The organism is Rhodococcus sp. C26F, from assembly GCF_053345925.1.
The window spans coordinates 1-13,635 of record NZ_JBKFBA010000071.1 but is presented as its reverse complement, the minus strand read 5'-3'; the positions used below and the strand labels follow the sequence as shown (position 1 = coordinate 13,635).

Annotated in this window: 11 protein-coding genes and 1 pseudogene; 9 read left to right on the top strand and 3 right to left on the bottom strand. The window is 61.1% G+C overall.

Going from position 1 to position 13,635, the window contains the following annotated elements; all coding sequences use genetic code 11:
- Positions 1 to 118: 118 nt before the first annotated feature.
- The 9 genes and pseudogenes from pgi (at position 119) to ACLBYD_RS29475 (ending at position 10,479) form a co-directional block, all read left to right on the top strand.
- On the top strand, positions 119 to 1,783 hold the full coding sequence (gene pgi / locus ACLBYD_RS29515) for a glucose-6-phosphate isomerase (protein ID WP_447819230.1): 1,665 nt from the start codon (positions 119 to 121) through the stop codon (positions 1,781 to 1,783).
- Positions 1,771 to 2,049 carry a WhiB family transcriptional regulator gene (locus ACLBYD_RS29510; RefSeq protein ID WP_447819229.1) on the top strand — a complete coding sequence of 93 codons (279 nt, stop codon included), beginning with the start codon at positions 1,771 to 1,773 and terminating at the stop codon, positions 2,047 to 2,049. Before pgi ends, ACLBYD_RS29510 begins: the two co-directional genes overlap by 13 nt.
- A gap of 516 nt (positions 2,050 to 2,565) precedes the next feature.
- Positions 2,566 to 2,745, top strand: a pseudogene (locus tag ACLBYD_RS29505) (SDR family oxidoreductase); the annotation flags it as partial.
- A complete protein-coding gene (locus ACLBYD_RS29500) occupies positions 2,742 to 3,656 on the top strand; it encodes an SDR family oxidoreductase (protein WP_447818071.1) in 915 nt (304 codons plus the stop codon). The pseudogene ACLBYD_RS29505 and the gene ACLBYD_RS29500, both read left to right, overlap by 4 nt.
- Before the next feature lie 1,291 nt (positions 3,657 to 4,947).
- Positions 4,948 to 6,396 (top strand): ABC transporter substrate-binding protein, encoded by a 1,449-nt coding sequence (locus ACLBYD_RS29495; protein WP_447818070.1) that lies wholly within the window; start codon positions 4,948 to 4,950, stop codon positions 6,394 to 6,396.
- A 24-nt stretch (positions 6,397 to 6,420) separates the two neighbouring features.
- Entirely contained in the window at positions 6,421 to 7,545 is a 1,125-nt protein-coding gene (locus ACLBYD_RS29490) for an ABC transporter permease (RefSeq protein WP_447818069.1), read from the top strand.
- A 142-nt stretch (positions 7,546 to 7,687) separates the two neighbouring features.
- Positions 7,688 to 8,476 carry an ABC transporter permease gene (locus ACLBYD_RS29485; protein ID WP_447818068.1) on the top strand — a complete coding sequence of 263 codons (789 nt, stop codon included), beginning with the start codon at positions 7,688 to 7,690 and terminating at the stop codon, positions 8,474 to 8,476.
- Positions 8,477 to 8,503: 27 nt separating this feature from the next.
- On the top strand, positions 8,504 to 9,505 hold the full coding sequence (locus ACLBYD_RS29480; RefSeq protein ID WP_447818066.1) for an ABC transporter ATP-binding protein: 1,002 nt from the start codon (positions 8,504 to 8,506) through the stop codon (positions 9,503 to 9,505).
- Complete coding sequence (locus ACLBYD_RS29475; protein ID WP_447818064.1) at positions 9,502 to 10,479, top strand: ABC transporter ATP-binding protein; 978 nt, start codon at positions 9,502 to 9,504, stop codon at positions 10,477 to 10,479. The genes ACLBYD_RS29480 and ACLBYD_RS29475 overlap by 4 nt, the downstream gene beginning before the upstream one ends.
- A gap of 5 nt (positions 10,480 to 10,484) precedes the next feature.
- Here ACLBYD_RS29475 and ACLBYD_RS29470 read toward each other — a convergent pair whose 3' ends face one another.
- Genes ACLBYD_RS29470 through ACLBYD_RS29460 form a run of 3 tightly spaced genes read right to left on the bottom strand, consistent with a single transcriptional unit; the run spans position 10,485 to position 13,476 of the window.
- Positions 10,485 to 11,369 (bottom strand): LLM class F420-dependent oxidoreductase, encoded by an 885-nt coding sequence (locus ACLBYD_RS29470; protein WP_447818063.1) that lies wholly within the window; start codon positions 11,367 to 11,369, stop codon positions 10,485 to 10,487.
- On the bottom strand, positions 11,369 to 11,890 hold the full coding sequence (locus ACLBYD_RS29465; protein ID WP_447818062.1) for a nuclear transport factor 2 family protein: 522 nt from the start codon (positions 11,888 to 11,890) through the stop codon (positions 11,369 to 11,371). Before ACLBYD_RS29465 ends, ACLBYD_RS29470 begins: the two co-directional genes overlap by 1 nt.
- Entirely contained in the window at positions 11,887 to 13,476 is a 1,590-nt protein-coding gene (locus tag ACLBYD_RS29460) for an AMP-binding protein (protein WP_447818126.1), read from the bottom strand. The genes ACLBYD_RS29465 and ACLBYD_RS29460 overlap by 4 nt, the downstream gene beginning before the upstream one ends.
- Between the last annotated feature and the right edge of the window lie 159 nt (positions 13,477 to 13,635).

Sequence of the window (13,635 nt, the reverse complement as noted above, 5' to 3'; positions counted from 1 at the left end):
GGGTTGAATCATCTGGTGTTCCACGCGCCGGGTCATGATCAGAAGCGGTTCCTGGAACTGTTCGAGCGCGACCTCGCCCCCCGCCTGCGCGCACTCGCCTGAGATGCAAGGAGTTCAAATGACTACGGCCACAGGGAAGCTCACCGATACCGCATCGTGGCAACAGTTGTTCCGACATCGTGCGGACTTCGAGACAGTCGATCTTCGGAGGTTGTTCTCGGCGGATCCATCTCGGGCGCGGCGATTTTCCGTCTGGGCGGGGGAACTGTACATCGACTACAGCAAGCACCGGATCACCGACACCACGCTCGCATTGCTGCTTGCGTTGGCCCGTGACTGCGGCCTCGAGGACCGTCGCGATGCCATGCTGACTGGCGCCCACATCAATACCACCGAGGACCGCGCCGTGCTGCACACCGCACTGCGTCTGCCTGCGGAGACGCGCCTCGAAGTGGACGGTCAGCACGTGGTCACCGACGTGCATACCGTGCTGGCGAAGATGGCAGAGTTCTGCGACCGAGTGCGTTCGGGCACGTGGCGCGGCGCCACCGGCGAGCGGATCACCACGGTGGTCAACATCGGCATAGGCGGCTCGGACCTGGGCCCGGCGATGGTCACGCGCGCACTGCGTCACTTCGCCGACGGTCCGCAGGTGCGATTCGTCGCCAACATCGACCCGGCCGACCTGACCACAACACTGCACGATCTGGACCCGCCCACCACCTTGTTCGTGGTTGCCTCGAAGACCTTCACCACGATCGAGACCCTGACCAATGCCACCGCTGCGCGGCGCTGGTTGGTCGCTGCGTTGGGTGAGGACGCTGTCGCGGCGCATTTCGTGGCAGTGTCGACCAACGCCACCGAGGTCGCGGCGTTCGGCATCGACCCGGTGAACATGTTCGGATTCTGGGATTGGGTCGGCGGCCGCTACTCGGTGGATTCGGCGATCGGGCTGTCGGTGATGTGTGCGATCGGTCCGGCCCGATTCGGCGAACTGCTGGCCGGCTTCCACGCGATCGACACCCATTTCGCCACTGCTCCACTCGAGGGCAACGCCCCGGTGATATTGGGGTTGCTCGGGGTGTGGTACTCGAGTGTATTCGGGGCCCAGTCCCGCGCGGTGTTGCCCTACAGTCAGGATCTGGCCCGGCTGCCGGCCTATCTGCAGCAGCTGACGATGGAATCGAACGGCAAGTCGGTGCGGTGCGACGGCACCGCGGTCGATTACGACACTGGTGAGATCTTCTGGGGCGAGCCCGGCACGAACGGTCAGCACGCGTTCTTTCAGTTATTGCATCAGGGCACCCGGCTGATTCCGGCGGACTTCATCGGCTTCGCCGAGTCCACCGACGATCTGCCCACCCTCGACGGGACCGGCAGCATGCACCGGGTCCTATTGGCAAATATGCTCGCCCAGTCCAAGGTGCTCGCGTTCGGCCGCACCGCCGACGAGGTCGCTGCCGACGGCGCAGGCGAATCCCTGGTGGCGCACAAAGTGATGCCCGGTAACCGGCCTTCGACCACCATCGTGGCTCCGAAATTGACACCGAGCACGCTCGGGCAGCTGATCGCGTTGTACGAGCACCAGACATTTGTGCAGGGGGTGATCTGGGGCATCGACTCGTTCGACCAGTGGGGTGTCGAACTCGGCAAGACCCAAGCTCTCACGCTGCAGCCCGCGCTGACCGCGGACTCGGGTCCGGACACCGGGGACGCTTCCACCGACACTCTCATCCGCACCATTCGGGACATGACGAAGGGAATCCGACGGTGCCGGCCCTAAAGCTACTCACGCTGCCGAAACCGGTTGCTGAATCATGGGACTGGCAACTAAGTGCCGCGTGCCGAGAGCGTGATGCCGCTTTGTTCTTCCACCCCGACCACGAACGCGGTGAAGCCCGCGACGCCCGGATCGCTGCAGCGAAACACATCTGCCGGACCTGTCCCGTGCACGCACAGTGCCTGCGCCACGCACTGGATACCCGCGAACCCTACGGCATCTGGGGCGGAACGAGCGAGGACGAACGCCGCGCCGGCGTCGTCGGATGACTCGAAACTGTCTTGGTGCGTTCGGTTCGTGCGTACCCTATACCAGGAGTTCATAGAGCTGATCGTTGATGCGGTCAGCGTCTCGGACCAGGTGGCCGTGGTATGCAGTTCGACGAGCGTGGCCGGACCGTGCTTGTGGCAAGGACCTTACTGAGTCAGGTCGAGCCGTCTGAAGGCGATGGTTCCATAAGTAGATAGTTGCCGGTGACCGTAGTCATCTCGCTATTCCATGTCGGCTTTAGATCTCCTGATGCTTCGGCCTCGGACTCGTGTTGACCAAGCAGTTGCTTGGTGTCGTGATGAAAGCGATTTTGGGTGGGCTATCGTCGTGCTCCGAGCGTCGTGCGTGGGATCGGCGTAGCTATGACCCCCAAGGTGTTCTCGCATGCCGAAACGACGCGAGGATGGACAATGCCGACGGTTCGCCCTATGCGTTGCCGGCCGATGCCAGTCCGAAGTTCCACGCGCAGACCGTCGAACCCAGTCTGCTGATGGCGCCGGAGGGTCGCGTAGAACGCGGCGGTCGGCGAGACCGTTCCGCTGGGACGGCTGGCCCAGCCCGAAGATATCGGCCACTGCGCCGCATTCCTGGCCTCTCCGCTGTTGGCCTACGTCAGCGGATCGACATTGACCGTCCACGGCGGCGGTGAACGCCCTGCCTACATGGCAGCGGCCGAAACGAAGGAGACGAAGTGAGTGGACTGCTGGACGGGCGCGTCGTCATCGTGACCGGCGCCGGGCGAGGACTGGGTCGCGCCCACGCCCTCGCCTTCGCCGCGGAGGGTGCGAAGGTCGTCGTCAACGACATCGGTGTCGGCAGTGACGGAACCGCCACGGGGGAGAGCCCCGGTGAGCTGGTCGTCGAGGAGATCCGTGCGGCCGGGGGAGAGGCCGTCGTCAACGGTGACGACGTCGCCGACTGGGCCGGTGCCGAGAACCTCGTCAGGACCGCCCTCGACAACTTCGGCCGGCTCGACGTGCTCGTCAACAACGCCGGATTCCTGCGCGACCGCATGCTCGCCAACATGAGCGAGGAGGAGTGGGACGCCGTCATCCGCGTGCACCTCAAGGGGCACTTCGCGCCGATGCGTCACGCCATGACCTACTGGCGCGCCGAGTCCAAGGCCGGCAACCCGGTCGACGCCCGCATCATCAACACGAGCTCGGGTGCCGGCCTGATGGGCAGCATCGGCCAGGGCAACTACGCCGCCGCCAAGGCCGGTATCGCGACGCTCACGATCCAGGCCGCAGCCGAATTCGGCCGCTACGGGGTGACCGTCAACGCGATCGCGCCCTCGGCACGCACCCGCATGACCGTCGGGGCCGGTGGCGCGATGGCCGAGATGATGGCCGCACCCGAAGAGGGTTTCGACGCCATGGCGCCGGAGAACGTCTCGCCGCTGGTCGTGTGGCTCGGCAGTGCCGAAGCGAAGGACGTGACCGGTCGCGTGTTCGAGGCCGAGGGCGGCAAGGTGTCGCTGGCCGACGGATGGCGCCACGGTGAGGCGATCGACAAGGGCGATCGCTGGGATCCGAAGGAACTCGGTCCCGTCGTCGAGAAGCTGATCGCAGCGTCGCAGCCGCCGACGCCGGTCTACGGAACGTAGTTAATCCGGGATCCGCCGAGGCGGACGGTGCGAATCCCACGGAGGATTCACTACCACAGGGCTGTACGAGAGGCAGCGCCCAGCTCCGCCGGTTGATGCCGAGTTCGAAAACCATGTGGATGGCGATCCGTGATCGATGCCTCCCTCAGTCCTCCCCCAAAGTGCGCACGAAGGCTCCTGTGCGGTACACCTCGAGTTCGATGGCGTGGTCACAAACGTGACCGGGCGTCGTAGTCGCTCCGCTTCCGGCTGTCCCCGGTTTGTGTCGATGGCGACGTCATCCGGAAGACCCAGAAAACGGAACGCTCGATTACCGTTTCGGAACCCCTGGCCTGTCGGCAGTACCGTTGCGTGCCTGCGTCTTGTAGTGGCAGAACAGTACGGGCCTCGATAAGGTCACTTTACTGACAGTAGTCACTGTCAAATGGTCGGCCGTCTCCGAGCGAGCTGCGCAATGCCTCGCTCGGCCCTGAGGAAAGAAGTCTGTCCGAGGAAGTCGTTCTTGAAGTCCGCTCCGAGGGGAGGGGCATAACCACCCCTCAGCGCTGTGTAGGCGAGACGCCGATCGTCCTGGGCTGACACGTACCCAATGACAGCGTCGTAACCCGTTCGGTGAGACAGGTATGACAAGCGCCCAGTCAACCCCGGCATTGCTCATTCGCCGGCGTGCGTATCGGAGATGTGTACCTCGTTGCCCTCCTTCCGCGGGAGCGTTTCAGGGTGACCATCACCCACGGGCGAACATCCTGAGACTATCCTGTATTTAACCAAGCGCATGCTCAAATTGGCAACTTGATCGGCCGTGCTGCCAGCACACGTCCGGCGAGCAGTGCGTGCTGGCGTGGGTTACCGGGGAGTGCCCGTCAGCGAGTCATCGCTCGAGGTCGAGTCACGCTGAACGTCACGAGAACTCGCAATCTTGACATCAGTGACTTAGGTCATAATATGGTCGAGCAAGTGCACGCTCAGTAACTATTTCATCCGGGGCCAAGAATCCCGCACATCCCTAGGGACAACTCGTCCCGGCCACCAGCCACGACTGACCAGGTCTGAACACATGACACGTCGTTGGGCATAGAGCCGGGGAGTGACGGCGGTCAGCGGAGGAATCCGTGCGGTCGTAGGCCGTACTCGAACACAAGGAGAACATGCATGAGACTCCGAAAGTCGGTTGTTGTGGCGGTTGCAGCCATGCTCGGGACGGTCGCGGGGTGTGCCAGTGCAGGCGGAAGCAGCACGGAAGTGGCCGACGGTACGTGTACAACCGACAGGATCGGGGGGTCTGTCACTCATGCAACGCTTCTGGCTCCGCGTGGACTCGATCCGGTCGGTCAGCCCGGTGCCGCAGGAAGCGGGGGCACTGAGATCCAGGGCGTTGTTCGACACGCTGGTCACGTATAACGTCGAATCGCAGTCCTATGAACCGCACGTGGCCGAGTCTCTTTCGCCCAATGATGATTTCAGCGTCTGGACAGTCACTCTGCGTGACGGGGTCCGATACGGCAACGGTGACCCGCTCAGTGCCGAGGACGTCAAGCAGAGTGTGGAAAGACATCAGTCGCCGCAGAACACTCAAGTCTCGAGGGGAGAGGCGCAAACCATTGTCTCCATGGAGGTTCTCGATCCTCTGACCGTACAGTTCACCCTTGACGGTCCATATCCGGACTTTCCGCACGTCCTGGCGACGGACATCGGCATGGTGACGAATCCGCGCGTAGTGGCTGAACTCGGTGCCGAACAGTTCGCTCTGAATCCGCAGGGCGCCGGCGTCGGACCGTACGAACTCATCAAGTACGCGCCGGGCGAGGAGATCGTGATGTCTGCCAAGGCAGACTATTGGGGCGGGCCGGTCTGCATCGAGACGCTTCGGTTCATCAGTATCCAAGGTGCCGAATCGACTCTGGATGCGCTCAGGACAGGTGAAGTGGACGTGGCATTGCTACGTGAGCCGCCGGCGATTGCCCAAGCACGCGAAGAAGGGTTCGGTACGTTGCCCACGCTGTACAACTACGGTGAAGGTGTCGTGATGAACTCTGCGCCCGGACGGCCGACTTCGGACAACCGATTGCGTAGGGCGATTGTTGCTGCGATCGACCCGGATGCGATCAACGCGCGAGTCTTCAACGGGACGGCGCTTGCAACCTCGGCACTCATCCACGAGAACACACCGGGTCTTTATTCGGGTGTACAAGGGCCGGCGTACGACCCGGAACTGGCCAGGAAGTTGGTCGTAGAGGCAAAGGAATCGGGATGGGATGGCTCCCTTCGTCTCCTGGCAGACAACAGTCCCATTCGAATCAACGAAGCGATCGCTGTCGAAGCGGTTCTCGAAAGCGTGGGATTCGACGTCGAACTCGACACCGACAAGTCCCTGACCGAGGTTCTCGGCACGGTTGCGTCGGACAGGGACTACGACTTGGTCATATGGGGTCCGAACTACACGGACGAGGGCATGTGGGCGTTGATGAACCGGCAGTTGAACAGCCAGAGTATGTCGAACTACTACGGATACTCGGACACACGAATGGACGAAGCACTGGCCGACCTACGAACTGCTTCTTCGGTGGATGAGAAGAAGGAGATCGTCGCCCAGATGCAGCAGATCTTCGACGAGTCTCCCGTGATCGCCAATATCGCAGCGTATGAGGAGGACAACATCCACTCGATCCAGATCGGCGGGTTGCTCGTGACCAGAGGGAGTGTCCTTCGCTACGACAAGGCGTTCGTTGCAGGGGCCTGATCAAATGAGGGAAAAGGATACGCGATGACAACACGCAGAATCGCTGCTGTATTCGGTCGTGTCGTTCCAGTCCTCGTGCTCGTGAGCCTTGCAACGGCCTTCCTCGTGGAATTGGTACCGGGCGATCCAGCAGTAGCGGTAGTGGGTGCGGAAGGAACGCCGGAGCAATACGCAGCTGTCCGCGAGGAACTCGGACTCGACAAACCGTGGCTGGTTCGGTATCTCGACTGGCTGGGAGGTCTCCGGCACGGAGATTTGGGGCACACCCTCGTACCGCCGATCCAGGATGTAACAGAGCTCATCGCCAATCGATTGCCGGTGACGTTGGAGATTGCGGTCTTGTCTGTGGCTGTAGCCCTGGCAATCTCACTTCCGGTCGGTACGTGGTCGGCTTACCGCTATGATCGCGCTTTCGACAAAGTCGCGTCCACGATCTCGTTCGGCCTGATCTCCGTTCCGAGCTTTCTACTTGCGCTCATTGTCATCTACGTGGTGGTCTTCAGGCCGGACACAGTCAGGATCTCGATCGCGGCGGCAGCGGTTCTGTCCGCAGCCGTCTTTTTGGTCGCAGCGCTGCGCAGCGCCGAGTCGAGGACGGCACGTGAGCGTAGAAACATGGTGCTGATCGCGATCGGGATCCTGGTTGTAGGCCTAATTCTGGTCTCACTTTTTCCACAGTTCCCACGCCAGGGCTTCGTGCGTATCGGCGACGGCACGCTCGTCGAGAACCTCCGTACTGTCGCTCTGCCGGTACTCGTGCTCGGATTGACCGAGAGCGCGCAACTCACACGCGTCCTTCGAAGTGACATGGTGACCACCTTGAACGAGGATTTCGTCCTGGCCGCCCGCGCGCAAGGCATGCCGCGTCGTCACATCCTGGTGAAACAAGCCTTGCGACCGTCGACGTTCTCATTGGTGACCATTGCGGGTATCAGCTTCGGACGACTCCTCGGAGGAACGGTGATCGTGGAAACGATCTTCCGTCTGCCCGGTATGGGCACCTTGATAGTCGAAAGCGTGTCGAAAAAGGAATTCATGGTTCTGCAAGCCGCCGTGTTGACGGTGGCGGCGCTCTATGTGCTTGTGAATGCCCTGGTCGATCTTTCCTATCTCTACCTTGATCCGAGGACTCGTCATGTCAGTGTCTGAACAGGTCGAAGAACCAGTCGACGGTGGTTCCGTCGCAGCTGCGGAAGGTCGCTCCTCGTCACCGACGGCGCGCGCCGGGCGCGGCCGATACCGCGGTGCGAAGAGCGCGCGAGCTCTCGGTCTTTGGCTCAGTATCGTTTGGATGACCGTCGAGCTGGTCGCCGTCCTCGTCGTCGACTTCCTGCCGCTATCAGAGGGCCGCAATCCATCGGCGACACTGTCTGCACCGATCCTGGCCTCTCCGGACCTTTTCTCCGCGCACCCGTTCGGCACGGATCGGCAAGGCCTGGACATCCTCAGCGGAGTAATATACGGGGCCCGCACATCGCTGATCGTAGGGTTCGGTGCGGTGTTGATCGGAGTCATTGTCGGGGGAAGCCTCGGACTACTCGCGGGGTATCACCGGCGAAGGGTCGATGCGATCTTGAACTTCCTCAACGATTCGCTTCTGGCTTTTCCACCGTTGATTCTGTTGCTTGCGCTGTCATCTGTGGTTCAGCCGAGCGTACGGAATGTCACCTTGACGTTAGGCGTTCTGGCAGTCCCTACGTTCTTTCGGTTGGCCCGTGCCAATACGATGTCGTACTCACAGAGGAACTTCGTCATGGCAGCGAAGGCGCTGGGCGCAGGGTCCCCTCGTATCCTCGCGCGCGAGCTCCTGCCCAACGTCGTCGCCTCGACTGTTGCCTATGCTTTCGTCGTGGTTGCGGTGCTGATCGTCGCGGAGTCGTCGCTCAGCTTCCTGGGGCTGAGCATCCAACGTCCCGAACCTACTTGGGGAAACATGATCGCAGCGGGCCAGACCGAGCTGTCGAATCATCCCCACTTGGTTTTCGTGCCAGGCGCAGTTCTCTTCTTCACCGTGCTGGCCTTGAACCAGATAGGTGATTGGGCACAACAGAAGTGGGATCCTCGGCCACGTAAGCACTAGGCATCTCGACAAGCGAAGAGAGCTACCATGCACAATCCGCTTTTGGAAGTTCGAAATCTGACCACGACGTTCGATACGCCACGGGGGCCATCGAGTGTGGTGGACGGGGTGTCATTCATGGTCGATCGAGGCCGTTCACACGGAATTGTGGGCGAATCCGGTTCGGGCAAGTCCGTACTCGTTCGAACGATCATGAACCTGCTGCCCCGCAATGCTTCTGTGGGATCCGGCTCGAGTGTGTATTTCGACGGTCGAGATCTCGCGACTCTCACTCCAGTGGAGAAGAAGCACTTCTGGGGGCCACGGATCGCCATGGTGTTCCAGGATCCGATGACGGCGCTGAATCCTGTACGGAAGATCGGGGCCCAAATCGCTGATCCGCAACGGTTTCACCTCGGCCTGAGCAAGCGTGACGCGTGGCGTAGGGCGGCGGATCTGTTGGAACAGGTCGGTCTTTCCGATCCCGAACGGCGCCTCCATCAGTACCCACACGAGCTGTCGGGGGGAATGCGACAACGTGTGATGATTGCGATGGCGATCGGATGTAAGCCTGATCTTCTGATAGCGGACGAGCCGACTACCGCCCTTGATGTGACGGTGCAACGCCAGATACTCGAGCTGCTCGACGAACTTCGCCGCGAGCGGGGGATGGGGTTGATTCTCATCACCCATGATCTCGGCGTCGTTGCCGAACATGCCGATGAGGTATCGGTCATGTACTCGGGGCGAATCGTCGAATCGGCCTCGACTCGCTCCCTGTTCGGGGGAATGAGGCACCGATACACGTCCGCCCTGTTTCGATCGACTCCCCGGGTGGATGCCGTGCCGCACGCCCGACTGTTCTCGATCAGTGGTCGTCCGCCGGACCCACTGTCCCTACCGCCAGGATGCCGTTTTGCACCGCGGTGCTCGCACGCGACAGACGACTGTCTTCGAGAGCCTGATTTTCGCCCCAGCGGCGAAACCCATCGCTATGCCTGTCATAACCCGGTGGACGGTACGGACATAAAGGAAGGAATCTTCCGGTGACCACGTTTGTGAAATCCGATCGAGCCGCCGACGAGGTCGTGCTCGACGTCAAAGATCTCGAAGTGGCGTTCCCCGACGGGCGTGGAGGATCAACGACCGTTGTGGCCGGCGTGAGTTTTCGAGTCCACCGAGGTGAGACACTCGGTATCGTCGGTGAATCCGGATGCGGAAAGTCGACTACGGCAAAAGCGGTGCTCCAGTTGGCCCCTTCCACTGCAGGTACGGTGCAATTCGCTGGACAGGATCTGTCTTCAATGTCGCCACGAGAGCTCAGAAGGGTGCGCCGCAAACTCCAAGTGGTACTCCAGGACCCGATCTCGGCGTTGAATCCCCGCCGGAAGGTCCGGGACATCATCGGGGAAGGCCTGTCCATCTGGCGAGTGCCCGATGCGGCAGCACGGGTGCGGCGAGCCATGGAATCGGTAGGTCTCGACGTGGAGATCGTAGGCGAGCGTCTGCCTGGCGAGTTCTCGGGAGGTCAGTGTCAACGGATCAGTATCGCGCGTGCCCTGGCGATGGAACCTGAGGTGCTCATCTGCGATGAACCGGTGTCGGCCCTCGACGTGTCCGTGCAGGCACAAATCGTGAACCTGCTCGAGGATCTCAAAGAGCAGTATCACCTGACCATGCTCTTCGTCTCGCACGACCTGAGTGTCGTTCGTGTCATCAGTGACCGAGTGATGGTTATGTACCTCGGAAAGGTGTGCGAGATCGGTCCGACCATGGATCTGTTCGATACGCCGCTGCACCCCTACACGAGGACCTTGCTCGATGCGGTGCCTGTGCCGGATCCGCATGTCGATCAGCGGAAGCCTCTCCCGGTAGGAGAAGTCCCGTCGATTCTGGCCCCACCGTCAGGTTGCCGTTTTCGAACTCGATGCTCCCGTGCGCGAGAGATTTGTGCGGCGGCAGAGCCTCCGATGATTGAGGTAGCAACTAGCCGGTCCGTAGCGTGCCACTTTCCGTTGACGTGAGTACGTCAACGCAGACAGTCGAGCAGATGCGCGAGTGCTTTCACCGTCGCAAGTGTCGTGCCGTGGTCAGCGGTAGGTAGCCAGAAAACGACCCGATCGATCCCGATGGACCGATACCGGTTGAGTGCTGCGGGATGGGGACAGGCGTTGAACAGCGTCACCGGCAGTACGCCGCGTCCTGCATCCTTGGCCAGGACCCGTAACTCACCTATCCGGTGTGCAAGTGAGTCTTCGAAGTCTTCTGGTTCTCCGGACAGGTCGTCGTCGACTTGCTTCGTGCCGTCACGGAACGGCATCCATCCGTCACCGTAGGCGACTACACGTCGAAGAATGCTCGGGCCGTTGCCGCCGATCAGCACCGGTGGCCGCGGCTGCTGCACAGGTTTGGGCCAGGACCACAAGGAATCGAAGTTGACGAGCTTGCCGTGGAAGGACGCCTCGTCGTGGTTCCAAATCGCAGTCATTGCTTCGATTCGTTCGCGGAACAGTCCGAACCGATTGGCCGGGTCCGCCCCGTGGTTGCGCATTTCCTGGTCGTTCCAGCCCGCGCCGGCACCGAGGATCACTCGGCCGGATGACAATTGATCGATGGATGCGATCTGCTTGGCAAGAATGATCGGATCGCGTTCTGTGATGAGACAGATCGCTGTACCGACCTTGATGGTGGATGTCGCCCGGGCGGCATCGGTCATCGCTACGATTGGATCCAGGACCGTCCGGTAGTACTCCGGCACGTCATGGCCCGAATAATCGGAAGATGTGTCTCCGACCGGGACATGTGTGTGATCCGGGAAGAACACCGACTCGAAGCCATGTTCTTCGGCCATAGCGGCCAGATCGGCGGGGGTGATGGACTCTGCGGATGTGAACATCTGGACGCCGGCGAACATCAGACGAGGTCCCACCGTTGCGGTGCCGCATTCGGGTTGACTTGCATCGGGTGGGTGAGGTGATGGGACATGTCACCGAAAAGATCGTTTCCGACACGGCGTTCGCTGAAGTACCAAACGCCTTCGTCTTTGACGAACCGATCGAGGTAGTCGCCGGCTGTGATGGGCACGAGCGGGACGTCGGTGGGGTTCTGGACGACGAGGATGTAGGAATGAGCGCGAGCGATTCCGACACCGTCGGGTTCGATGGATACATTGGTCGCGATGTGGTGGGTACGAGGCGTACCGTTCGGATACATGCGGACATAGCTCTCCCAGAGCCTTGAGACAGCCGTACCGTCGTTGCGCACCGCGAGTTCTCCTCCGATGTACACATCGGCGCGATCGAACAGCGCGCCCATTTCGTCGAATTGTCCCGAATCGATAAGATACGCGTAGCGGTGGATCAGTTTCTGGATAGCGATGTAGTCGGCTAGGGCAAAATCCGATGTTTCGTTCTTAGTGCCGGCGCTCGAGGTCATCGCACTCGGACTCCCAGCTCACTGGTGTGCTGCTCGAGTCGCGCCTTGTCGATCTTTCCGTTTGCGGTGGTGGGAAGCGCGTCCAGTAGGAACATTCGTCGTGGTGCCTTGTAGTTCGACATGTTCTCGCGTGCCCATGCGATGAGCTCTTCCTCCGTGGGTGTCGCACCGGGTTTAGGAACTACATATGCCCAAACCACTTCACCGAGTGTGTTATCGGGCACGCCGATGGCGGCGGCTTGTGCGAGATCGGCGTGGTGGAGTAGGAGGCTCTCGATCTCTGCGGGATATGCATTGAACCCGCCGACGATGAGCATCTCCTTCGTGCGTCCCACGATACGAAGGTTTCCGTCAGCATCGAATGAGCCGACATCGCCTGTGCGGAACCAACCTCCTCGAGCAAACGCATCTGCTGTCAGCTGTGGAGCGTCCCAGTAACCCTTCATCACACCGTATCCACGGATCTGGATCTCACCCCGTTCACCGGTTGGCACTACATTTTCGTCCGCGTCGACGAGGCGGACTTCCATTCCTGATACGACACGACCGGCAGATGCTGCAACGACTTCCGGAGGATCTCCTGCTCGTGTCATGGTCACGACGGATCCCTCGATCAATCCGTATGCGTTGGTGACACGTTCGAAACCGAGGCGATCTTGCATGGACACCACCAACTCGTCGGGGACGCTGGCGGCGCCGACAACGGCCCATCGAAGCGAGGAGATGTCGCGTTCTGTCAGCGTAGGGTCCGAGAGGATCTTGGCGAAAAGATTCGGTGGGCCGGCAAGCACAGTGAGCTGTAGCTCTTCGACCATATCGAGTGCCTTGTCAGGATCGAAGACCGCGATTGGAACGATCGTTGCCAGCCGTTCGACACAGGCGATGATTCCGGCGTTGATTCCGAATCCGTGTGCAAAGGGGCTGACAACCGGGAGTCGGTCTCCGGCTCCGAGCCCACAGATCTCTGCCCAGTCCCAGTACGCGCGAAGGATCTGATTGCCGCACAACGTCACGCCTTTGGGTTGCCCCGTGGTTCCGGAGGTCATCAAGATCTCGAAGATGTCTTCAGGGTCCACGGCGAGCGCGCGTGCTTCGGCGACGTCCAGGTCGACGGTGCGGTGCAGATCCAAGAAGTCGTCCCAGGTGAATGCTCCCGGAAGTGACGGGCGTCCGCTCAAGAGAACCACAGTGCTCAGGTGGGGGAGCCGGGAGAATGGAACCCCGTTTCCGGGCTCGCCTGCGGCAGTGGACAACTGTCCTAAATAGTCGGTGCCGAGAAAGCTGTCTGTCATCACCAGTGCGCGACATCCAGTACGCTCGAGAACTTCCGTCGTCTCGATGCCTTTTGCTCGGGTACTCAATGGAACGATGATCGCCCCACAGTCCCAGATGCCGAAGGCTGCGGCTACCCACTGCCAGCAGTTCGGTGCCCACACGGCAACCCGGTCGCCGGACTCGATACCGCGAGAGATGAGCGCGCGGGCAATCTTCGAAGCCTGCGTGCGCAGTTCTGCAAGGTCGAGGACGTGCTCGCCATCAATGACGGCCACATGGTCGGGATCCTGGTACGCGCGCCGACGGAGCATCTGCGGGAGGGTTCCCCATTCGGGAAAAACGGTCATGAGTTACGCCCTTCGTAAACAAGCAATCGCTTGGTTAAGAAAGTAGCGCCTCTCGGTCGAGAGCTCAAGGTTTCAGTAACACCCTAGGGACCACCTGGAGAAACGGCGACGCCGCACAACCAC

What these genes read in the sequence shown, in the direction of transcription:
- pgi (WP_447819230.1), top strand. Translation starts at nt 119, where the DNA reads ATGACTACGGCCACAGGGAAGCTCACCGATACCGCATCGTGGCAACAG.
- ACLBYD_RS29495 (WP_447818070.1), top strand. Translation starts at nt 4,948, where the DNA reads ATGCAACGCTTCTGGCTCCGCGTGGACTCGATCCGGTCGGTCAGCCCG.
- ACLBYD_RS29490 (WP_447818069.1), top strand. Translation starts at nt 6,421, where the DNA reads ATGACAACACGCAGAATCGCTGCTGTATTCGGTCGTGTCGTTCCAGTC.
- ACLBYD_RS29485 (WP_447818068.1), top strand. Translation starts at nt 7,688, where the DNA reads ATGACCGTCGAGCTGGTCGCCGTCCTCGTCGTCGACTTCCTGCCGCTA.
- ACLBYD_RS29480 (WP_447818066.1), top strand. Translation starts at nt 8,504, where the DNA reads ATGCACAATCCGCTTTTGGAAGTTCGAAATCTGACCACGACGTTCGAT.
- ACLBYD_RS29470 (WP_447818063.1), bottom strand. Translation starts at nt 11,369, where the DNA reads ATGTTCGCCGGCGTCCAGATGTTCACATCCGCAGAGTCCATCACCCCC.
- ACLBYD_RS29465 (WP_447818062.1), bottom strand. Translation starts at nt 11,890, where the DNA reads ATGACCTCGAGCGCCGGCACTAAGAACGAAACATCGGATTTTGCCCTA.
- ACLBYD_RS29460 (WP_447818126.1), bottom strand. Translation starts at nt 13,476, where the DNA reads ATGCTCCGTCGGCGCGCGTACCAGGATCCCGACCATGTGGCCGTCATT.